General features: G+C 71.2%; 22 protein-coding genes. 14 read left to right on the top strand and 8 right to left on the bottom strand.

The features are described 5' to 3' along the window. The first annotated feature begins 84 nt into the window (after window positions 1–84). Window positions 85–462, top strand: a complete 378-nt coding sequence (locus tag B4N89_RS31920) for a peptidase inhibitor family I36 protein (RefSeq protein WP_107504191.1) — start codon at window positions 85–87, stop codon at window positions 460–462. Between the two features lie 337 nt (window positions 463–799). Here the strand turns inward: B4N89_RS31920 and lpdA are convergent, their stop codons facing one another. Together lpdA and B4N89_RS31930 are read right to left on the bottom strand one after the other, a co-directional pair. After that, on the bottom strand, window positions 800–2,206 hold the full coding sequence (gene lpdA, locus B4N89_RS31925) for a dihydrolipoyl dehydrogenase (protein ID WP_078979957.1): 1,407 nt from the start codon (window positions 2,204–2,206) through the stop codon (window positions 800–802). 87 nt (window positions 2,207–2,293) lie between these two features. Beyond that, window positions 2,294–2,980: a helix-turn-helix domain-containing protein gene (locus tag B4N89_RS31930; RefSeq protein ID WP_078979958.1), complete on the bottom strand. Its 687-nt coding sequence runs from the start codon at window positions 2,978–2,980 to the stop codon at window positions 2,294–2,296. 213 nt (window positions 2,981–3,193) lie between these two features. On the opposite strand from B4N89_RS31930, the gene B4N89_RS31935 reads away from it, so the two are divergent. Next, window positions 3,194–4,627, top strand: coding sequence for a pyridoxal phosphate-dependent decarboxylase family protein (locus B4N89_RS31935; RefSeq protein WP_078979959.1), 1,434 nt, complete (start codon window positions 3,194–3,196; stop codon window positions 4,625–4,627). Window positions 4,628–4,926: 299 nt separating this feature from the next. After that, a complete protein-coding gene (locus B4N89_RS31940; protein ID WP_078979960.1) occupies window positions 4,927–5,181 on the top strand; it encodes an acyl carrier protein in 255 nt (84 codons plus the stop codon). 79 nt (window positions 5,182–5,260) lie between these two features. Here B4N89_RS31940 and B4N89_RS50120 read toward each other — a convergent pair whose 3' ends face one another. Beyond that, window positions 5,261–5,626 (bottom strand): transposase, encoded by a 366-nt coding sequence (locus tag B4N89_RS50120; RefSeq protein WP_161500889.1) that lies wholly within the window; start codon window positions 5,624–5,626, stop codon window positions 5,261–5,263. A gap of 173 nt (window positions 5,627–5,799) precedes the next feature. On the opposite strand from B4N89_RS50120, the gene B4N89_RS31950 reads away from it, so the two are divergent. Then, a complete protein-coding gene (locus tag B4N89_RS31950) occupies window positions 5,800–6,195 on the top strand; it encodes a Rid family hydrolase (RefSeq protein ID WP_078979962.1) in 396 nt (131 codons plus the stop codon). Between the two features lie 62 nt (window positions 6,196–6,257). Here B4N89_RS31950 and B4N89_RS31955 read toward each other — a convergent pair whose 3' ends face one another. After that, window positions 6,258–7,523 (bottom strand): hypothetical protein, encoded by a 1,266-nt coding sequence (locus B4N89_RS31955; RefSeq protein WP_143658157.1) that lies wholly within the window; start codon window positions 7,521–7,523, stop codon window positions 6,258–6,260. Window positions 7,524–7,832: 309 nt separating this feature from the next. Further along, window positions 7,833–8,072, bottom strand: a complete 240-nt coding sequence (locus B4N89_RS31960) for a hypothetical protein (RefSeq protein WP_235619033.1) — start codon at window positions 8,070–8,072, stop codon at window positions 7,833–7,835. Between the two features lie 524 nt (window positions 8,073–8,596). Between B4N89_RS31960 and B4N89_RS31965 the strand changes: the two genes are divergently transcribed. Beyond that, window positions 8,597–9,829 (top strand): porin PorA family protein, encoded by a 1,233-nt coding sequence (locus B4N89_RS31965; protein ID WP_078979964.1) that lies wholly within the window; start codon window positions 8,597–8,599, stop codon window positions 9,827–9,829. A gap of 66 nt (window positions 9,830–9,895) precedes the next feature. Here B4N89_RS31965 and B4N89_RS31970 read toward each other — a convergent pair whose 3' ends face one another. Then, window positions 9,896–10,198, bottom strand: a complete 303-nt coding sequence (locus tag B4N89_RS31970; protein ID WP_078979965.1) for a hypothetical protein — start codon at window positions 10,196–10,198, stop codon at window positions 9,896–9,898. An 81-nt stretch (window positions 10,199–10,279) separates the two neighbouring features. On the opposite strand from B4N89_RS31970, the gene B4N89_RS31975 reads away from it, so the two are divergent. The 6 genes from B4N89_RS31975 (at window position 10,280) to B4N89_RS32000 (ending at window position 16,892) form a co-directional block, all read left to right on the top strand. Further along, a complete protein-coding gene (locus B4N89_RS31975) occupies window positions 10,280–11,278 on the top strand; it encodes a threonine ammonia-lyase (protein WP_078979966.1) in 999 nt (332 codons plus the stop codon). 376 nt (window positions 11,279–11,654) lie between these two features. After that, on the top strand, window positions 11,655–12,326 hold the full coding sequence (locus B4N89_RS31980) for a FadR/GntR family transcriptional regulator (RefSeq protein WP_078979967.1): 672 nt from the start codon (window positions 11,655–11,657) through the stop codon (window positions 12,324–12,326). A gap of 480 nt (window positions 12,327–12,806) precedes the next feature. Next, entirely contained in the window at window positions 12,807–14,198 is a 1,392-nt protein-coding gene (locus B4N89_RS31985) for an L-fuconate dehydratase (protein ID WP_235619034.1), read from the top strand. Further along, the gene (locus tag B4N89_RS31990; RefSeq protein ID WP_078979968.1) at window positions 14,195–14,953 is read left to right on the top strand and encodes an SDR family NAD(P)-dependent oxidoreductase; all 759 of its coding nucleotides are present in this window, start codon (window positions 14,195–14,197) and stop codon (window positions 14,951–14,953) included. Before B4N89_RS31985 ends, B4N89_RS31990 begins: the two co-directional genes overlap by 4 nt. 66 nt (window positions 14,954–15,019) lie before the next feature. Next, entirely contained in the window at window positions 15,020–15,961 is a 942-nt protein-coding gene (locus B4N89_RS31995; RefSeq protein WP_078980653.1) for an aldo/keto reductase, read from the top strand. A 190-nt stretch (window positions 15,962–16,151) separates the two neighbouring features. After that, window positions 16,152–16,892 carry an SDR family NAD(P)-dependent oxidoreductase gene (locus B4N89_RS32000; protein WP_078979969.1) on the top strand — a complete coding sequence of 247 codons (741 nt, stop codon included), beginning with the start codon at window positions 16,152–16,154 and terminating at the stop codon, window positions 16,890–16,892. Here the strand turns inward: B4N89_RS32000 and B4N89_RS32005 are convergent. After that, on the bottom strand, window positions 16,882–17,331 hold the full coding sequence (locus tag B4N89_RS32005; RefSeq protein ID WP_078980654.1) for a MerR family transcriptional regulator: 450 nt from the start codon (window positions 17,329–17,331) through the stop codon (window positions 16,882–16,884). The genes B4N89_RS32000 and B4N89_RS32005 overlap by 11 nt on opposite strands. Window positions 17,332–17,359: 28 nt before the next feature. Between B4N89_RS32005 and B4N89_RS32010 the strand changes: the two genes are divergently transcribed. Next, window positions 17,360–18,217: a methyltransferase domain-containing protein gene (locus tag B4N89_RS32010; protein ID WP_078979970.1), complete on the top strand. Its 858-nt coding sequence runs from the start codon at window positions 17,360–17,362 to the stop codon at window positions 18,215–18,217. 102 nt (window positions 18,218–18,319) lie between these two features. After that, window positions 18,320–18,925, top strand: a complete 606-nt coding sequence (locus B4N89_RS32015) for a short chain dehydrogenase (protein ID WP_078979972.1) — start codon at window positions 18,320–18,322, stop codon at window positions 18,923–18,925. 171 nt (window positions 18,926–19,096) lie between these two features. Here B4N89_RS32015 and B4N89_RS32020 read toward each other — a convergent pair whose 3' ends face one another. After that, window positions 19,097–19,756: a hemerythrin domain-containing protein gene (locus B4N89_RS32020; RefSeq protein WP_078979973.1), complete on the bottom strand. Its 660-nt coding sequence runs from the start codon at window positions 19,754–19,756 to the stop codon at window positions 19,097–19,099. 252 nt (window positions 19,757–20,008) lie between these two features. On the opposite strand from B4N89_RS32020, the gene B4N89_RS32025 reads away from it, so the two are divergent. Continuing rightward, entirely contained in the window at window positions 20,009–20,302 is a 294-nt protein-coding gene (locus B4N89_RS32025; RefSeq protein ID WP_143658158.1) for a hypothetical protein, read from the top strand. The last annotated feature ends 93 nt before the right edge of the window (window positions 20,303–20,395 follow it).

A 20,395-nucleotide genomic window follows, 5' to 3' on the forward strand; every position in this document is an offset into this window, starting at 1 on the left:
ACGGACCATCCGGTGGACGTGTCGACGGGGAGCGAAGCCTCGGCCCCCGCTCCGGTGGACACGACACGATCGAAAGGAGATGCCATGCCTGCCATGCGCAAGACTCTGCTCGCGGCCGCGGCCACGGCTCTGGCCGGCACGTTCGTCATCGCTCAACCGGCATCCGCTCACCAGACGTCCGCTCAGCCGTCGTCCGCGCGACTCGCGGCCGGGAGCTGGACCGGCTGGGCCGGTACCAATTACAGCGGTCTGGACAGGTCGTGGTCCGGAGACGTCGGCGTGTGCAATTACGTCGGCGACAACTGGAACGACAAGATCCGTTCGGCCAAAACCGCGAGCGCCACCACCAGGGTGGAGCTGTGGGACACGTGGAACTGCAACGGTGGTGCGATCGTCATCGACGGATCCGGCTACTACAACATCGGAGCGTGGGTCAGCTCCTACAAGGTCACCGCCGTCTGACCGAAACCTGGAGACGGTTCGACCATCGTGGGTACCGGCCCCACGCGTGCGAGCGTCTGCGACGTGCGGACCCACCGGCGTCGTCGGAGCATCACACCCGGGCACGACCGAGGCCGTCTCTCGCCACCCGCGAGAGGCGGCCTCGCCTCGTCGACGGTCGTGTACGGGACGGCCGGACAGGTCGGCCCGCGGATGTGGCCGGTGATCCCGCGACAGCGCCCGAGGCCGGATGGATATCGGCCCGGCGGAGTCGAGGAGTCGCGTGGCGAAGGAGGCTTGCGGCAGAAAGCGGCCGCCTCGCCCGGGGGGCGAGGCGGCTTGGTCGGAGGGGCTTCGGTTACATGTTGATCATGTGGCCGGCGAGGCCGTGGATGGCTTCCTTGACGGCTTCGCCGAGGGTCGGGTGGGCGTGGACGTTGCGGGCCACCTCGTGGACGGTGAGGTCCCACTGTTGGGCCAGGGTGAGCTCCGGGAGGAGTTCGGTGACCTCGGGGCCGATCAGGTGGGCGCCCAGGAGTTCGCCGTGGGTGCCGTCGCTGATCACCTTGACGAAGCCGACCGGGTCGCCCAGGCCGTGGGCCTTGCCGTTGGCCGTGAACGGGAACTTGGCGACCTGTACGTCGAAGCCCTTCTCCCGCGCCTGCGCCTCAGTCCAGCCGAAGCTGGCGATCTGCGGCTGGCAGTAGGTGGCGCGCGGGATCATCGGGAAGTCGAGTTCCATCGTCTCGGCGCCCGCGATCGTCTCGGCGGCGATCACCGCCATCGACTCGGCCGCGTGCGCGAGCATCAGCTTCGCGGTGACGTCGCCGATCGCGTAGATGTGCGGGACGTTGGTCCGGCCGCGGCCGTCCACGTCGATCGCGCCGCGCTCGGTGAGGGCGACGCCGGTGTTCTCCAGGCCGTATCCGCTCACGCGCGGCGCGAAGCCGATCGCCTGCAGGACCTTGTCCGTCTCCAGCACCTGCTGCTGCCCGTCGCGGGTCACGGTGACCCGGACCTTGGCGTTCGGGTCGCTGTCGTCGATCGACTCGACTCGCGTGGAGGTCAGGATCTCGATGCCCAACCGCCGGTAGCGCTTGGCCAGTTCGGTGGATACCTCGACGTCCTCGAGCGGCACGACCCGGTCGAGGAACTCGACGATGGTCACCTTCACGCCGTAGTTGTGCAGGACGTACGCGAACTCCACGCCGATCGCGCCGGCGCCCGCGATGACGATGCTCTCCGGCAGCCGGTCGGTGAGGATCTGCTCCTCGTAGGTGACCACCCGCTCGCTGAGCGAAGTGCCGGGCAGCAGGCGGGTGGTGGCGCCGGCCGCGATGATGCAGTGGTCGAAGGTGACGGTCTGGACGCCGCCCGCGGTGAGCGACACGTCCAGGGTGTGCGTGTCGACGAACGTGCCGAGCCCGTCGAACTCGGTGATGCCGTTCTTCTTCATCAGGTAGTGCACGCCGTTGACCCGGCCGTCGGCCACCTTGCGGCTGCGCTTGAACGCGGCCTCGTAGTCGAACGTGACCGAGCCCTCGACGCGGATCCCGAAGGCCTTCGCCTCCTGCGTGAAGATGTGCGCCAGCTCCGCGTTGCGCAGCAGCGCCTTGGACGGGATGCAGCCGACGTTCAGGCAGACGCCTCCCCAGTACTTCTGCTCGACGACCGCGACGCGCAGTCCGAGTTGCGCGCTGCGAACCGCCGCGGTGTATCCGCCGGGACCGGCACCCAGGACGACGACGTCAAAGTGATTGCTCATGATCCATACGATATGCCGCCGGCGTCGGGCCCGGGACGGCCGGGGCGCCCTCGCGAGCATGTGTTCCGGACGCCCCGATCGGGCCCGCTACGCCTCCCCCGCCGGCGGCCGTACCCGCCGCCCCGTCATGCGCTCGGCACGGATCCGGATGCACACGTCGCGGCGCCCGGCCGGCCACGGGCCCTCGTCCGCGCCCGGCGCGTCGGCGGGGTCGTCGTCGGGCTCCGCCGTGCCCCGGATCAGTACGCTCCAGCCGATCCGCGCCGCGCCGACGATGTCGTCCACCTCGAACAGCACCGGGCCCGCGACGCGGGCCAACGACGAGTCGGCGGCGGTGCAGAACACCACGTCGCGGCCGAGCAGGACGTAGTTGACCGGCAGTACGAACGGATCCGGAGCATCGAGCGCGGCCACCCGGCCGACCAGTTGCAGGGCGATCCGAGCCAGGCACTCCTCCTCCGTCATCACCACCACCTCCCGCTCCGGAGCCGGCTCCCGACCCGGCGGCGCGGGCGCGAGCCGATGCGTGAAGGCCGCGGACGACGGGGCCAGCAGGTCGTCGACGGTGGTTTCGAGCGCGTCGGCGAGTCGCGACAGGGCCGGCGCCGACGGCGCGGTCGAACCGCTCTCGACGGAGTGCACCCACCCGCCGGGCAACCCCGTACGTCGCGCGATGTCCGTGACGGACAACCCGAGTTCGCGCCGCCGGGCGCCCACCCGCTCGGGCAACGCGTCGGTGGATGGACGGACGGTACCCGCAGTCTCCTCTGTCATCACCCCAGCCCACTCCCCACGACCCGGTTCGACCGGGCATTGCGCCGATCGGCGGCGCGCCCCCTCGGGCGGCGGCCGTACACCGCGCGTCGATCTCTACAGACATCCCGCACCCGCCGCGCTACCGTGCCCGAACCCCCGGTCGAAGCGCGTGGGAACACCGCCGGATCGGGTCGTGATCGATCGCGTCGAGAAAACGATCGGGAGGCACGAATGGGCGGATTCGCGGACGGGCGGCCGGCGGCCGAGGTCCTGGCGGAGTTGACCGCGCTGCACGCCGGGGACGAACCCGCGCGCGGGCGGCCGGGAGTGGCCAATACCTTCGACTCGGGCTCGGCCTCGGTCGAGGACGTCGCGGTCCGCGCGTTCGAGCTGTATCTGCACGTGAACGGCCTGTATCCGACCTCCTTCCCGAGCGTGGCCACGCTGGAGCACGAGGTCGTCGCGATCGTCGGCGGGCAACTGCACGCCCCGCCGGGCGCCGCCGGGAGCTGGACCAGCGGCGGCACCGAGAGCTGCCTGCTCGCGGCGAAGGCGGCCCGGGACGCGCGCCCCGACGTGGCACACCCGCGCATCGTGTTCGCCCGCTCGGCACACGCGGCCTGGGCCAAGGCGGCCGGATACTTCGGTCTCGACCCTGTCATCGTGGACATCGACCCCGTCACGATAACCGCCGACGTCGCCGCGATCGAGCGGGCGATCGACGACGACACCGTCCTGGTGGTCGCCTCGGCGCCGTCCTACGGCCACGGCGTCGTCGACCCGATCCCCGAGATCGCCGCGATCTGCGCCGGGCGCGGCGTGCGCTGCCACGTGGACGCGTGCATCGGCGGCTGGGTGCTGCCCTTCGCCGAACAGCTCGGATACCGCGTCCCGCCCTGGGACTTCCGGGTCCCCGGGGTGGATTCGATCTCGGTGGACCTGCACAAGTACGGCTACACGCCCAAGGGTTGCTCGATCCTGCTGTATCGCACCGCGGCGCTGCGCCGGACCCAATACTTCGTCGGCTCCGACTGGACCGGCTATCCGGTGGTCAATCCGACCATGCAGAGTTCCAAGTCGGGCGGACTGATCGCCGCCGCGTGGGCGGTGCTGCGCCACCTCGGGGCGGACGGCTACCGGGAGTTGGTCAGCCGGACGCTGGCCGCCACCCGCGAACTGGTCGAAGGCCTCGGCGAAATCCCGGAACTCCGCATCCTGGGGACCCCCGCCGCCAGTCTGGTCGCGGTGACCACGGACGGCGTCGACTTCTTCGCCTTCCTGGACGAACTGGAGCGCCTGGGCTGGGCCGTGCAGCCCCAGCTGTCCCAGCCGAACATACCGCCGACGATCCATCTGACCATGACCGCGACCCACGGCCCCCACGTCCCGGATCTGCTCCACGCGCTCCGAACCGCCGCGCGCACCGCGGCCACCCGCGAACCGCTCCCCACTGCCGAGCAGTTGTGTGCGGTCGACCGGCTCACCGCGCTCGCCGTCGCCGACGGCGGGGTGTCGCCCGACGCGCTGACCGAACTCATGCTCGGGTCCGGCCTGTTGACCGACGGCCGACTGGCCCCGGTGCACGCGCTCCTGGACCATCTGCCGCCGGCTCTGCGCGAGGCCGCGTTACTCGCCTTCTTCGAGGGCCTCAACCCGCCCCTGTAGGCCCGGCCCGGCACCCGCGCGCAGCCGCCCACCAGGCCCGGCCGAACCGCTGCCGGCCTGGTCATCACGGCGATTCGCCAGGCTTCGCCACCCGCACCGAGCCGATTGTGTCCTACCGCCGGAACCTGAGCGCCGACTAGCGTTTCCTCCGGTACGACAGGAGCCGATGCCGTCGATCGGCAGCCTCGGGCGTGGGGCCGGCCCGGAACATTCTCGCCGTCGACCGCCTCGCCCGTGTCCGTGTACCGCCCCCCTCTCCCCGTCCGGGACACATCCATGACCCGCCAAGGAGCCACGCCATGTCCGTGAACGCCGCTCTTCTGGACGAGATCGTCGATCAGACCGCCCGACTCATCTCCCTCGACGTGACCCGGATCGACCCCGACGACACCTTCGCCGAACTGGGCGTGGACGCGACCCTCGCGGTCGAGTTCGCGGCCGTGCTCGGCAAGCGGTACGGCATCTCCGTCGCGCCGGCGGCGATCCTGGCGCGGGTCACGCCCAGTGGCCTGGCCGAGTTCGTCGACCAGGTGCGCGCGGGCGGCACGGCCTGACCGCGGAGCGGGCGGCCGGCGATCACCGCCGCGCTCGGCCCGGGCGGACACTCCGTTGCGCCCGGACACCCGCCGGGCATCACGACACCGCCGGCTCGTCCGCCCGCTCGACCCGCGCACCGGCCGCCCGAGCCGCGAGCGCCGCGTCGATCTCGACCAGCCAGTCCAGGTTGGCGTCCGGGTCGGGACAGTGTTGGAGCCGTGTCAGGATGCGATGCCAGGTGCCGTCGTTCCCCCACACGGTGTACCGGTGGTAAACGGTCCGCCACGGGCCGAACCGATCCGGTAGTTCCCACCACGCGCACCGGCGCTCGTATTTCCAGGCCACCGCGTCGATCACAGCCCGCCGATCGAGCCATCGGCCGCCCCGCCGCCGCGCCCGTTCCGGCAGCAGGGGCTCGACCAGCGCCCACTGACCATCCGTCAGCCCATCCCAACGACCCACACCCCACCAACGACGCACCCACCCGTCCGACACGGCATCGATGCGGGGATCTCGGACGGGGCGGCGTGTTCGGTGGGGGTGAGCATGGAAGTTGGTTAGAGTCCATGGGGCGACTTGCACGATTTTGTCGATTTTGTCTATCCCCAACCCCGTGGGCGAAGGATGGTGATGCGATGCACAGGCAGGACATCGGACCTCGAATGTTCGGCGATCGACTCGGCTACAACCGGGCCGTCTCGGTGGACCGCCCGGATCGGTGGCTGGTGTTGGCCGGTCACGAATCCCGCGGCCCCGACGGTGCGATCGTGCATGTACGGGATCTGCGCGGCCAGATCGAGACCACCTTCGACCGGATCGCCGAAACTCTGGACGAGGCCGGCTTCACCTTCGCGGACGTCGTGCAACTGCGCTACTTCGCGCTCGACGTCGCCGCCGTCACCGCCCACTTCGACGTGATCACCGCCCGCCTGGAACGCGAGAACTGCCGCCCGGCCACGGTCCTGGTCGGCGTCACCGCCCTCTCCGACCCGGACATGCTGATCGAAATCGAGGGCCTGGCCGTCCGATAGGACCGGGCCCGGCCCGGGAGCCGTACGACTCCCGGACCGAACCCGAGGGCCGTCGTTCACCGTCACCCGTACAGAGCGCCCGCCTCCTCGAAGTCCGCAACGCCCTCGGCCGCCCGGCCCACCGTGGCCAGAAGCAGGGCGTGGTCGGTGAGGGCACGGACCAGCAACGGCGTGCCGACGTCCGGATCGGCGACGGCGAACGCCCGCGCGTGGTCGACGGCCTTGGCAAACGCCGGCACGAGCCGATCGGTCACGTCCGCCCGGGGCATGAACGCGAACGCGGCCCGGACGTTGAGCCGACGTTCGAGCACAAGGCGTTCGGCGGCGCCGGTGGTCGAGGCATCGAGCGCGTCACGAAGCGCGGGTTCGGCCCGGACATACCGATCCAGGCGTGTCGGCGACCAGTGATCGCGAGTCGTGGCGCACGCAACATCCGCCGGCTCGTCGGGGGCGCCGAAGACGGCCAGGTGGTGGGCAAGTTCGTCGTGGCGCAGGCTGTGTACCGAACTGCGGAACGGGCCACGAACCGGACCCCGATCCAGGCCCGGATCAACTCCTCGGCGATACACCTCGACGGCACGCGCAAACACCGTCCGCCCCTCCGCGTGCCGTTGCGCGGCGGCCAGCAGATGGGCGCCGTAGAGCAGGATCGGCACTCGACGGTCCTCCGGCATGGCGGCGGCGGAACCGGCCACGCCACTGCCGCCACCGCCGAGTAGTGGGGCGTACACCTCGGCCGCCTCGGCAAAGCGGCCGCGCGTGGCGAGGTGGCCCGCGTGGGCGGTGACGTACCAGTGCCGGTCGGCCGCCAACCGGTGATCCCGCCGCGGCCCGGCGGTGACCACGACCGCCTCGGCGAACAACGACTCGGCCTCGTCGTCCCGTCCGTCCTCGACCAGTCCGACGGCAAGACCCAGGATCGCCTCCGCCAGGACCCGGCGGTCACCCCCGCCGGCGCGGGCGAGCACAACGAGTTCGCGTCGCACGGCAAGTGCCTCCCGTCGCCGCCCGTAGCGGTACAGCGCCCATTGGTGCGTGGCCTGTATTCCCCGCAACACCGCGTCCCGATCCCGGTGTTCGACCGGGTCCAGTCCTCGGCACAACTCGATCGCCTCGGTCAGCCGCCCGAGGGCGAGGCCCATGTCGGCCCCGTGCCGGGTGAAGACGTGCCCGGTCGTGTGCAATGCCTCGGCCAACCGGCGCGCATAGTGCCGCGGCCCGTCGACCTCCCCCAACACTCGGTAGATCCCGACCAATCGCTCCGCCGACAACTGCTCGACGTCGAACAGCGCAACTCGCGCACGAGCCACCACATCGGAATTCGCCACATGCACCCCTGTTGTTCGTGTCCACCCCGTCGCGCCACTCGGCACGACACCACAACGCACCCCGGAAACGCGCATGCCGTCGAAACCGCCGGACTCCCCCGGCGGCACGATCGATCCGACATGTACGAACACCCGATGCCGCGCCCGTCCCCGGCGGCTCGTTGTCGCGGAACCGTACAGCGAGCGATGCGCCTTCAGGCCGCACGCAAATTCCCATAGGGTAAGGGCGTATCAACCCCGAGGCCCCGAGGCCCCGAGAGCCGCGCGCCGGTTCCCGGAACCACGCTCGACAGTTGGCAGCCGGCAGCGTCAGGGCACCTGGCGGAGGTAGAGGGCGCCGCACGTGTGGCAGACGGGGTGGATGGTGCCCCATTCGAGATCCGACCTGGTTTCGGCGTGCGGCCGGAGGGCGCGGCCACACAGGGCGTCGGTTCCGGCGTTGCGGATCATGTGCCAAAGCTTGATCGGGGTGGCGGTGTCGCCCCCGGCGGCTCCGGCGGCCCCGGCATATTCGGCGTACTCAGCGCACAGTTCGTAGACCACGAGCATGATCGCACCACCTCTGCGGGGGCTCGGCCGGGTTGCACATCTCACCCTTTCATCCACTTTTGCACGCAGTGCCTCGATAGACGACCAAGAGCTGTCCATGTTTCCGATGAGGCGTCAAAAAACGTCCCTGACCTGCAACTTGCATGGCGAGCTACAACGGAAGCTGCATCAAAGGATGTTCGGGAGATAGCAGCGGCACTCGCAACGCACAGTGCAACGAAGCATGTAGCGACATCCAGAGCGCCGACCGCAACGGCGTTGGCAACGGGGCCGGTTGCGGTCGCCTCCAAACCGATTACCGACCCGGGCGAACACCGGGTCGATGAACGCTGGTTCGAGTGAGGCGCAACAGCTCGTACGCCCGATATACCACGAACCAACCGTACTGAGGCAGGAATCGTGGTATCTGGCGCAATCCGTTGCGAATCCTGGTGGGGTACGGGCCAACAGGTCGCGTGCGCCGACGCGACGGGGGGACATCCGGCCCTCCCGGGGCCATCTGGCGACCTGCGGAGGCTGGTCTGATGAGAAAGACGTCCTGGTATCTCGGTGCCGCCGCCACATTGCTGGTGACGGCGAGTGCGGTGACCCGGTTCGCCGTGCTGCCCGCCGTGCACCAGGTGCCCGACGACGCCGACTTCACGATGCACTTCGCCGGCGGCATGACCATGTTGGATCCCCAGGCGTTGCAGGCGGGCAATCTGTCCGGGGCCATCGTGCGCGATCTGCCGGTCAAGGTGGACCGGCACGTGCGCGCCGTGCACACCTCCGGTTCGACGATCGTGCTGAGCGACCGGACCGTGGTGTCCGGTCCGCAGAAGCAGACCCTGACCGATGTGGACAACCGCTGGGCGGTGGACCGCAAGACACTGCTGGAGCGGTCCATCCCCAAGGGTGTCCGTGCCAATCCGCACAAGGGTCTGACCGCGGGCTTCCCGTTGGAGCCGAAGAAGAAGAACTATCCGTTCTGGGACTCGCCGACCCAGACCACCGTTCCGGCCACGTACATCCGCACCGAACAACGCGCCGGCCGCGAGACGTACGTGTTCTCGATCCGCACGAGCGGCCCGCTCGCCGATCCGGACACGCTGCGCTCGCTGCCGGCCGCGATGCCCAAGGCGGCCGTGCAGGGCCTGGCCGGCGTCGCGTTCCCGAATCGGCCCGCGGATCTGACCGGCGGGGCCGATCCCACGCCTCTCGCGTACACGTCGACCACCGACCTCACCGGCTGGGTCGACAGCGAAACGGGCACCACGGTGGACCTCGAATCCACCCAGTCGGTCACCGCGACCGCCGTGACCGCGAACGGCACCCCGACCGAGGTCTTCCCGGTGGTGGGGCTGAAGATGACCACCACACCGGCCTCGCGCGCGGAGTTGGCCGACACCGCCGCCGACGGCGCGCAGGCCCTGTGGCTGCTCGGCGTCGTGGGTCCGCTGGTCGCGCTGCTCCTCGGCCTGGCACTGCTCGGCCTGGCCGTGTACCTCGAACTCCGGGCCCGGCGGACGCAGCCCGACCCGACCGTCCCGGGGCCGCGCACCGAGGCCGATGCCGCTCCCGAACCGTCACCGGATCGGGCAACGGTCGGGGCTGCGCCCGGGTCCACGGAATCGAACCCGAACGCTGATACCAACACCGCCTCGTCGGCCTCGACCGGCGGTTCCGACTCCGACCCGGATGCCGGAACCAACCACAAAACCAACCACGACACCAATCACAAAACCAACCACGAAACCAACAACGCATCGACCACCTGAACCACGCACCCACAAGCGGCCCGGCCCCGGGAACCCCTCCCCGGCGGCCGGGCCGCACCCCTCCGATCACCCCTCGGCCAACACGCCCGCCGCCGCACGGCCCGGTTCCGCGAGCAACGCGGCCGTGCGCACCGGATCGGGCGCGGCGCCGTGTACCGCCGCGTCCACCAGGCGCACCTGATCGGCCGTCCGCACCGTCCGCACCGCCGCGTTGCGCTGCGCGCTCAGGGCCGGGCCGGGCTGGACCGCGCAGCGTCGTGATCCCGAGGCCGGCGGCGACCAGTGCCTGAACGAGCGCCCGGGCCGCGTCGGTGACCGACCCGTACCGGGCGACGGCGGCGAGCACCCGCAGTGGGCGATGTCGAGCATGCGGCCAATATCGATGCCATCGATGGACAACCCGAAAAAATGGCATTGGACCGATGATCGGCAACACCAGAGGATGGCCCCATGACAGCCGACCCGACCGCTCCTGCTCCGGCGCCTATCCCCACACCCACCTTCGCCGACATCGTCACCGCCCGCGATCTCCTCGCCACCCACCTCCCGCCGACCCCGATGTGGTCCTATCCCGCGCTCGACGCGGCCACCGGCGCCGAGGTGCACGTCAAACACGAGAACGTGCAGCCGGTCGGCGCCTTCAAGGTGCGAGGCGGCCTGACCCTGCTCGCCGGCCTGGACCCGACCGAACGGGCCCGCGGCCTGGTCACCTATTCGACGGGCAATCACGCGCAGTCGATCGCCTACGCGTGTGCCGCCTTCGGCGTGACCGGCACCGTGGTGATGCCGGCCGGGGCGAATCCGGCCAAGGTGCGGGCGGTGCGCGCGCTGGGGGCGGACGTGGTGCTGCACGGCGCGGACATGGCCGGCGCACAGCGGCGGGCCGAGCGGTACGCGGACGAGACCGGCGCACTCCTGATCAGCCCGGGCGACACCCCGGCCCTGGTGTCCGGCGTCGGCACCGCGTACCTGGAGATCTGCGCCGCCCGACCCGACCTGGATGCGATCGTGGTCCCGGTCGGCAGTGGCACCGGCGCCGCGGCCGCCGTCCTGGTCGCCGCCGAACTCGCCCCGAACTGCCGGGTGATCGGCGTGCAGTCCGCCGCCGCGCCGGCCGCGCACGACTCCTGGCGCGCCGGCACGTGCGTCACGCGCGCCAACACCACCGTCGTGGACGGGCTGGCCACGGGCCGCGGATTCGCCCTGCCACAGCGGCTGTTGCGGCAGGGGCTGGCCGACTTCCTTCTGGTCTCCGACGCGGACATCGCCGTCGCGCAGCGGCTGTTCGCCACCCACGCCCACACCCTGGCCGAGGGCGCGGGGGCCGCGGCACTGGCCGCCGTACTGACCCACCCGGCCGAGTTCGCGGGGCGTCGGATCGCGGTGATGTGCTCCGGGGGCAACGCGTCGCCGGCCGAGATCGCGGCGCTCGGCGGTAGGCACGAGTGAACGATCCCGGGAGATCGGACGACTGACGGGAGTCCCGGTCCGGTACAGCACCCGGGACGGTGACCGGATCGCGAGGCTGCCGCACCGGCGCGGCTCCCGCGCGGTGGTTCCGGCGGGGGCTGCCCGATGGACCCGGCCATACTGTCCCCGGGGGCCGAGGTGGGGCCGATCGACGGGTACGAGGCGGCCGAGTCCTGTCGTCGCCGCCCTCCGTACCCGGGCTCCCCGCTTCGACGACGCCGCGGATCAGCCCCGCGCCCGCCCCGGTCCGACCCTCCCCGATCCCGCTCCCGCGCACGCCGGCGGGCGGCCCTGTCCATGTACGGGCCGACCCGCCATACTGGGGAGTCATCGGATCTCTGGAAGGGTCATCGGCGTGGCGGTCACAGACGAAGCCATCGACAAGATCAAGGGCATGATCGTCTCCGGGGAGCTTCAGCCGGGCGAGAAGTTGCCCAAGGAGGCCGACCTTGCGGCGAAGCTCGGCCTGTCCCGGAATTCGCTGCGCGAGGCGGTCAAGGCGCTGTCGCTGATCCAGATCCTCGACGTGCGCCAGGGTGACGGTACGTACGTGACCAGCCTGGAGCCCAATCTGCTGCTCGGCGCGATCTCCTTCGTGGTCGACTTCCACCACGACAAGAGCGTGCTCGACTTCCTCCAGGTACGCCGGATCCTGGAGCCGGCGGCGACCGCGCTGGCCGCCGAGCGGATCGACGCGGAGGGCATCGCCAAGCTGCGGGCGCTCGCGGACGCGCCGAGTCCGGACGCGGGACACGAGGCGCTGATCGAGCAGGATCTGCGTTTCCATCACGAGATCGCCGTGTTCAGCGGCAACCAGGTGTTGTGCTCGCTCCTCGAGACGTTGTCGAGCCCGACCACGCGTGCCCGGATCTGGCGCGGACTGACCGAGGACGACTCGTGGCTGCGCACGATCCGCGAGCACCACTCCATCGTGGACGCCCTGGAGAACCACGACGCGGCGGCGGCGCACGCGTGGTCGACGGTGCACACGAGCGGGGTCGAGCAGTGGCTGCGGCGGATGGCCTGAGTCCGAGGGGCGTGAGCGCCGGCGCGGGCGCCCTGCGGGACGGGCGGCGGTCGAGGCGTGAGCGGTCGACGAAGCGGCGGGGCGAAGTGCCCGGGCCGGGACCGTGCCGGATGCACCGGATGCGCGGGATACGCCGGATGCGCCGGATGCGCCGGGCCGCGTCGAACCGTACCCGGCCGGGGTCGACCCCGGCGTTGACGCGGGAGGCGGCGGGTCAGGCGGAGCGATCGATGCCTCTGCCCTCCTCACGAGCATCATGTGCCTTCCCGACAACTCCCATTGACCCGATGTATCAAGCCATCCCAAGGATAATTGCAGCATAAACATGGCATTTCTCGGTCAGCCATCCGATGAATCGTAGACGAGCGACGGGAAACGGGGTATACATCGGATGTCTGATCGTCCTTCACCCCGCTCGGGCGCATTCCCGTTCCCGCGCTCGGCGATCGGGTCGCACGGTCGAGAACCGAGGAGTCGCACGTGATCCCGCACCACTCCGATGATCCGCCCCGGCGGGTCGCCGGCGCCGTCCCCCGCGTCACCGAACTCGTCACCGCGGACATCCGCTTTCCCACCTCGCGGGAACTGGACGGCTCCGATGCGATGAACCCCGACCCGGACTACTCGGCCGCGTACGTGATCCTGCGCACCGACGCGGGCGACGGGCACGAGGGGCACGGGTTCGCGTTCACCATCGGGCGTGGCAACGATGTGCAGGTCGCCGCGATCGAGACGCTGCGCCCCTATGTGGTCGGTCGGCCGCTCGCCGAACTCCTCGACGATCTGGGCGGGTTCTCGCGCGACCTGATCGGCGACAGCCAACTACGGTGGCTCGGGCCCGAGAAGGGCGTCATGCACATGGCCATCTCGGCCGTGGTCAACGCCGCCTGGGATCTCAAGGCCAAGCGCGCCGGGCAGCCGCTGTGGCAGTTGCTCGCCGAGATGAGCCCGGAACGGATCGTCGATCTGGTCGACTTCCGCTACCTGGGCGACGCGCTCACCCGCGAAGAGGCGCTGGAGATCCTGCACCGTGCCGTGCCCGGTCGGGCCGAGCGGGTCGAGACGTTGCGGGCGCAGGGCTATCCCGCCTACACCACGTCGCCCGGTTGGCTGGGCTACGACGATGCCAAGCTCGCCCGGCTGTGCCGCGAGGCGGTGGCCGACGGCTTCGGTCAGATCAAGCTGAAGGTCGGCGCGGACGTCGAGGACGACGTCCGTCGGCTGCGGATCGCCCGTGCGACGGTCGGGCCGGACATCCGCATCGCGGTGGACGCCAACCAGCGCTGGGAGGTGGCGGAGGCCATCTCGTGGATGAGCCGGCTCGCCGAGTTCGATCCGCACTGGATCGAGGAACCCACCAGTCCCGACGAAGTCCTCGGCCACGCCGCGATCCGCGCCGCGATCGCCCCGGTCAAGGTCGCCACCGGCGAACACGTGCAGAACCGGATCGTGTTCAAGCAGTTGCTCCAGGCCGGCGCGATCGACTTCCTACAGCTCGACGCGTGTCGGGTCGGCGGGGTCAACGAGAACATCGCCATCCTGCTGCTGGCCGCCAAGTTCGGCGTGCCGGTCTGTCCGCACGCGGGCGGGGTGGGGCTGTGCGAACTGGTCCGGCATCTGTCGATGTTCGACTACGTCGCGGTCAGCGGCACGCTCCAGGACCGGGTCATCGAGTACGTCGACCACCTGCACGAGCACTTCGTCGACCCGGTGGTGATCGAGCGTGGGGCCTACCGCGCGCCCACCGCGCCCGGTTTCTCCGCGACGATGCACCCCGCGTCGATCGACACCTACCGCTACCCGGACGGCCTGTTCTGGATCGCCGACCGGGCGGCCGAACTCGCCGAAACCCATGTCGGAGCCGCCTCGTGAGCACCCATCAGGAATTCACCGGCCTGCGGGCCCTGGTCACGGGCGGCGCGTCCGGCATCGGCCTGGCCACCGCGCGCCTGCTCGCCGCGCGCGGGGCCGCCGTAGCCGTCCTGGACCGCGACCTCACCGGACTGCCGGACGAACTCGCGGGCCACACCGCCGACGTCACCGACGACGCGTCGGTGGTCCGCGCCGTCGAGGCGGTCGGCGTGGCGCTCGGCGGCCTGGACATCCTGGTCAACAACGCCGGCATCGGCGCCGCGGGGACCGTCGCGGACAACGACGACGCGGAGTGGCACCGGGTCCTGGACGTCAACGTGCTCGGCCTGGTTCGGGTCACCCGCGCGTGCCTGCCGTACCTGCGGGCTTCCGCGCACGCGGCGATCGTCAACACGTGCTCGATCGCGGCGACGGCGGGGTTGCCGCAGCGGGCGCTCTACTCCGCGTCCAAGGGCGCGGTACAGGCGCTCACGCTGGCGATGGCGGCCGACCACGTGCGGGAGGGGATTCGGGTCAACTGCGTGAATCCCGGCACGGCCGACACGCCGTGGGTGGGGCGGTTGTTGTCCGCCGCGGCCGACCCCGACGGGGAGCGGGCGGCGCTCAACGCTCGGCAGCCGCTGGGGCGGTTGGTCAGCGCGGAGGAGGTCGCCTACGCGATCTGCACGCTGGCCAGTCCGCTGGCTTCCGCGACCACCGGGGCTGCGCTGGCGGTGGATGGCGGCATGCAGGGTTTGCGGTTGCGGCCGTCGTGAGACCGGGCTGTGGACGGCTGCCGGTGAAGGGGATGGGATTCGGAGTGCAAGTGGGAGGTGATGGTTTTGAAGTGGCGTGTGGTTGGTGGGACCGATGTGTTGGTGAGTGAAGTGGGGCTCGGCGCCGCGCCGTTGGGGAACCTCGGAGCGCCGGTCGACGATGAGACGGCCGGCGCGGTGGTGGATGCTGCCTGGCGGGCCGGAATCCGGTACTTCGATACCGCGCCGCACTACGGTGTCGGGTTGTCCGAGTCCCGACTCGGGGACGCGTTGCGGGGGCGGCCTCGCACCGAGTTCACCGTTTCGACCAAGGTTGGCCGGCTCCTCGTGGACGACCCCGACGCGCCCACTTCCGGGGAGGGGTTCGTCGACACGCCCGCGCGGCGTCGGGTACGCGACTACTCGGCCGACGGTGTGCGGCGCAGTCTCGAAGCGAGCCTGGACCGGCTCGGGCTGGACCGGATCGACATCGTGCTGATCCACGATCCGGACGAGCACTGGGCCGAGGCCGTCGGCGCGGCGTATCCCGCCCTCGCCGAACTGCGCGCCCAAGGCGTGATCGGCGCGATCGGCGTCGGTATGAACCAGAGCGCGATGCCCGCCCGGTTCGTCGCCGAGACCGACCTCGACTGCGTCATGCTCGCCGGCCGCTACACCCTCCTCGACCGCACCGGCGCCGACCTGCTCGACCTGTGCGCCCGCCGAGGCGTCTCCGTCCTGGGCGCCGGCGTCTACAACAGCGGCCTCCTCGCCAACCCGCGCCCGGGCGCCACGTACGACTACGCGCCCGCGGACGGCGACCTGCTGGCGCGGGCGTTGCGGCTGCGCGACGTCTGCGAGGCGTATGACGTACCACTGCGCGCGGCGGCCCTGCGCTTCGTCGCGGCGCACCCGGCGGTGGCCGGCATCGTGGTCGGCGCCCGGGACGCGGCCCAGATCACGGACACCGTCGCCCTCGCCGCCGAACGCATCCCCGACGAGCTGTGGGAGGAACTGGCCGCCCTGTGAGGGGGCCGGTGCCGACGTCCGCACCGGATCGTCATCGGCTTCGTCACCGGGGTCGGCGGCCGTGCCCGCCACAGGCGGGAGGCCGCGTTTCGACCGCGAACCGACTACCTCCCGAACCGGGCGGGGCGGGCGAAATGCCAGGGCGGTTTTCCGCCGGCTCCGCGGAGGGGGGTCGGCCAGGCTTGGGGACATGAACGAGATCCAAGGAAGAATCGCGTTGGTCACCGGTGGCAGCCGAGGCATCGGGGCCGCGTCGGTGCGGGCGTTGGCCGCGCACGGAGCCGACGTGGCGTTCACCTACCGGTCCGACGTGGACGCGGCGGCCGGTGTGGTGGAGCAGGTGAAGGCGCTGGGGCGGCGGGCGTTGGCGATCCGCGCGGACGCCGTGGACACGGACGCGGTGGTCGCGGCCGTGGACGAGACGGTCGCCACGTTCGGCCGGTTGGACATCCTGCTGAACAACGCGGCGGTGTTCCGCCTCGGCCCGATCGAGGAGCTGGGCGCCGCCGAGCTGAACGAGACGCTCACGGCCAACGTGAGTGCCCCCTACCTGGCTTCGCGGGCGGCGGCCGGACACATGGTCGACGGCGGCCGGATCATCACCATCGGCAGCAACGTCGCGGGGCGCACCACCTTCCCGGGCTTCACCCTGTACACGCTGAGCAAGTCCGCCGTGGTCGGCATGACCAAGGGCCTGGCCCGGGAACTGGGTCCGCGCGGGATCACCGTCAATGTGATCCAGCCCGGCCCGACCGACACCGACCTCAACCCCGCCGACGGCCCGAACGCCGAGGGCGTACGCGGCCTCACCGCGCTCGGGCGCTTCGCGTCCCCGGACGAGATAGCCCGCACCGTCGTGTACCTGGCCGGTCCGGGCGGCGACTACATCACCGGCACCGCCGTCGAAGTCGACGGGGGGTTCAACATCTGAGCGACTCCTCGCGCCGCGCCCCCCGCGCCGTGCCGGGGCGGGCGCCGCCGAGTGTGTCCCGGAAGTGCGGGCAGTGGGTCGGGTCGTCGTGGGTGCAGGACAGGGCACACGTGACCAGGTCCAACGCGGCTCGGGTGCGCGCGAGTTCGGCTTCGAGGGCGGCCTGCCGGCGGCGCAGGGTGGCCCGGCGGGTGCGCGGGTCGGCGTCGGCGAGCAGGGCCGCGATGTCGTCCAGGGGCAGGCCGGCCTCCTTGGCGCGCAGGATGATCCTGATCCGGGCGGCGTCCGCCTCGCCGTAGCGGCGGCGACCGGCTCCGTCGCGGTCCGGGCGCAGCAGGCCGACGTGTTCCCAATGGCGCAGTACGTGTGCGGCGAGTCCGAAGCGTGCGGCCGTGTCGCCGATGGCGAGGGTCGGTCCGGGTTCGGGGGTTGACTTCATGTCGTCATTAAGTCGCACGGTGGTCGGCATGACCAGTACGAACCGGACCGGCCCCGCCGACACCCGCCCCGCCGACGCCCGCCTCGATAGGCCGACCACCGAACCCGACCACACCCTCCGTGCCCTCCTCGCCCGCCTCGACGCCGTGGACGCCCGGCCCGAGGCGGTACGACTGCGCGCCCGTACCTATGCGCTGCTCGCCGAAACCGGTGGCGACGGAGACCGGGGCGGGGGCGGGGACGCCTCGCCCGCGCCGGTCCTGGACGTCGGCTGCGGCGCGGGGCTCGCGGTCGCCGAGTTGGCCGCGCGCGGGGTACGGGCGGTCGGCCTGGACCTCGATCCCCGGATGCTCGCGGCGGCCGAACTCCGTCATCCCACCGGCGAGTTCCGGCGCGGCGACGCCCACGCGCCGCCCTTTGCCGACGCGTCGTTCGGCGGCTACCGCGCGGACAAGGTCCTGCACGAATCGGCCGACCCGGCGGCCGTGGTGGCCGAGGCCCGACGGGTGTTGCGACCGGGCGGGCGGATCGTGTTGACCGGGCAGGACTGGGACACGATCCTCGTCGACGCCGCCGACCCGGCGCTCACCCGCACCCTGGTACACGCCCGAGCCGACCGTGTCCCCGGCCCCCGCACCGCCCGCCGCTACCGGGCGCTGCTGCTCGACGCGGGTTTCCGGGATGTCCGGGTCGAGGCGGACACGTGGGTGGTGGTGGACGGTTCCCTGCTCCCGCTGCTCGTCGGCCTGGCCGAATCGGTCCGGGCGAACGGCACGATCACCGCCGACCGGTGCCGCGCCTGGATCGCCGACCAACACGAACGCGCAAACGCGAATCGCTCGTTCGTGGCCGTGCCGATGTTCGTCGCGGCCGGCACCCGTCCCTGACCCCCGGACCCCCGGGCCGGTCGCGTTCGTCGTTTGCCCATCCGCGACGAACCGGCGAGGATCACAGCGGTATTCGTTCGTAGTCCCGCGTCGGAGGTCGTCGTGAAGGTCCTCGTGGTCGGTGCCACCGGCACTCTCGGTACCGCAGTCACCACATTGCTCGCCACGCGACACGACGTGGTCACCGCGTCGCGGACGGGGCGCACCGACGTGGTGGTGGACATTACCGACCCGGCGTCGATCGCGGCGATGTACGCACAGGTCGGCCGCGTCGACGCGGTCGCCTGTACCGCCGGCAGTGTGCCGTTCAAGGAGATCGGGGAACTCTCGCGCGAGGACGTCGAGAGCGCGGCGCTGAACAAGCTGCTCGGACAGGTCGAACTGGTCCGTCGCGGCCTCGACTCGGTCGCGGACAACGGTTCGTTCACGCTGATCACCGGCATCCTGTCGGGCGAGCCGGTCCGCACCGGATCGATGTCCTCGATGGCCAACGGCGGCGTCGACGCATTCGTCCGGGGCGCGGCGGTCGAACTCCCGCGCGGGTTGCGGATCAACTCGGTCAGCCCGACGGTGTTCACCGAATCCGTCGAGGTCTACGACGCGACCTTCCCCGGGTTTCCCCCGGTCGACGTTTCCGCCGCCGCGCTCGCCTACCGACGCTCGATCGAAGGCGCCCAGACGGGGCAGACGTTCCGCGTGGGCTGGTAGCCGACGGCGTGGTGCGCACGACATTCGGGTGACCGTTCGGGCGGGCGTGCCGCCGAGGCCGGGTGAGGCCCGGATCACCGCCGTGATCCGGAGCCGCACCCGGTCGATCGGTGTGGGCGCCTTGGTGGGGGGTGGGGCGTGGGGGGCTGCGGCCCCGGTGCGGAGTGTGGGTCATGCGGTGGTGGAGCCGTTCTTCGGGCCCCAGATGTCGCGGGCTGCGTAGGCCGGCTTCCATTCGGCGAGGTAGGCGGCGCGCACCGGTTCCGGCAGTACGCCGAGGGCGATCGCGATGTGTTCGTCGCTCGCCCCCTGGAGGAGCCAGGGAAGGTATTCGGGGGTGCCCGGCCCGATCCGTACCTGGTGCTCGGCGCCGAATCGCTGGAGCAGTTCGGGTGTGCAGTGTTCGTCGACGATCGCCAAGGCTTCGTCCTCCTCGTGCGTGAGGTGCCCGCCGAGGCCGCCGACCAGGCGCTCGACGATCATCGCCAGGCGTTCCGGGCCGCCCTCGTGGTCCGCCAGCGCGGCGTCGACGGCGTTCAGGCCGGGGTCGACGATCGCGTGCTCCGCCTCCATCGCGTCGATCACCGCGAGCTGGTCCGGCAGGTTCCGGGTGGCCAACCGGATCGCGGGCCACAGCACGTCGTCCTCGGCGCCGTGGTGCACGTGCAGATACCGCTTGAACAGCTCCCAGCCGACCGACGCCTGGAGGACCACCCGGGGATCGTCCGTGGCCTCGGCGGTGATCCGCGCGATCTGTTCCAGTTGGCGACGAAGCGCATCGTGGAAGATGAACATCATCGACATATCGTTCTTGAAGGACTTGCCGGTCATGCGGTGCTCCGATTCGCGATCTGCCGATCTCGGCCGCGGTGCGCGGCGACGCGCGGTCGCGCGGCGTTGCCGCCGGGTGCCGTCGCCGGTCCGATCGGCTCGTGGTCGGCGGCTCGTTGCCGCCCGACACCTCACTGACGGATGCGAATCGACGAATGTGACCGATCGCGGCCGATCTTTTCCGGGGCTTCGGCTCGGCCGGACGAGCCGGTCGGGGCGGGTGGTGTCCGTCCTGTCGGACATCATGGGGGGATGAACACACACCGCCCACGAGGCACCTGCGGAGTGTGCGGGCGTCGGGTCGCGGTGACCGAGACGCACGCGGTCTGGCGGCACGACGATCCCGGACACGTGCGGGCCGGCGACGCGCCGATCTCCTGCCGGGGGTCCTGGACGCCCGCCGCCGAGCGGGCGCACGACCCGCTCGACGGCCACGAACAGCTCGCCCTGCTCGGCGCCGAGACGGAAATGGAAGCGGAGCGGAATCGGGAGGAGGCGGACGGCGAGCCGGCGGCCGTCTCCGCCGGGCACTTCGCCGGTCGGTGAGGCGATCCGGGCCGGTCGGCGGTCGGTGGTCGACTCTGGGTAGCCGGCTCTCGGTGGGCGGCTCTCGGCGCACCCACCGATCCGGTCCACCCG

It is taken from the genome of Embleya scabrispora (assembly GCF_002024165.1).
In the GTDB taxonomy this organism is placed as follows: domain Bacteria; phylum Actinomycetota; class Actinomycetes; order Streptomycetales; family Streptomycetaceae; genus Embleya; species Embleya scabrispora_A.

Coding starts and splice junctions, on each gene's coding strand:
- B4N89_RS32000 (WP_078979969.1), top strand. CDS start 16,152: ATGAACGAGATCCAAGGAAGAATCGCGTTGGTCACCGGTGGCAGCCGA.
- B4N89_RS31960 (WP_235619033.1), bottom strand. CDS start 8,072: ATGCTCGTGGTCTACGAACTGTGCGCTGAGTACGCCGAATATGCCGGG.
- B4N89_RS31930 (WP_078979958.1), bottom strand. CDS start 2,980: ATGACAGAGGAGACTGCGGGTACCGTCCGTCCATCCACCGACGCGTTG.
- B4N89_RS31975 (WP_078979966.1), top strand. CDS start 10,280: ATGACAGCCGACCCGACCGCTCCTGCTCCGGCGCCTATCCCCACACCC.
- B4N89_RS32010 (WP_078979970.1), top strand. CDS start 17,360: ATGACCAGTACGAACCGGACCGGCCCCGCCGACACCCGCCCCGCCGAC.
- B4N89_RS31940 (WP_078979960.1), top strand. CDS start 4,927: ATGTCCGTGAACGCCGCTCTTCTGGACGAGATCGTCGATCAGACCGCC.
- B4N89_RS31950 (WP_078979962.1), top strand. CDS start 5,800: ATGCACAGGCAGGACATCGGACCTCGAATGTTCGGCGATCGACTCGGC.
- B4N89_RS31920 (WP_107504191.1), top strand. CDS start 85: ATGCCTGCCATGCGCAAGACTCTGCTCGCGGCCGCGGCCACGGCTCTG.
- B4N89_RS31965 (WP_078979964.1), top strand. CDS start 8,597: ATGAGAAAGACGTCCTGGTATCTCGGTGCCGCCGCCACATTGCTGGTG.
- B4N89_RS31935 (WP_078979959.1), top strand. CDS start 3,194: ATGGGCGGATTCGCGGACGGGCGGCCGGCGGCCGAGGTCCTGGCGGAG.
- B4N89_RS31970 (WP_078979965.1), bottom strand. CDS start 10,198: ATGCTCGACATCGCCCACTGCGGGTGCTCGCCGCCGTCGCCCGGTACG.
- lpdA (WP_078979957.1), bottom strand. CDS start 2,206: ATGAGCAATCACTTTGACGTCGTCGTCCTGGGTGCCGGTCCCGGCGGA.
- B4N89_RS32005 (WP_078980654.1), bottom strand. CDS start 17,331: ATGAAGTCAACCCCCGAACCCGGACCGACCCTCGCCATCGGCGACACG.
- B4N89_RS32025 (WP_143658158.1), top strand. CDS start 20,009: ATGAACACACACCGCCCACGAGGCACCTGCGGAGTGTGCGGGCGTCGG.
- B4N89_RS32020 (WP_078979973.1), bottom strand. CDS start 19,756: ATGACCGGCAAGTCCTTCAAGAACGATATGTCGATGATGTTCATCTTC.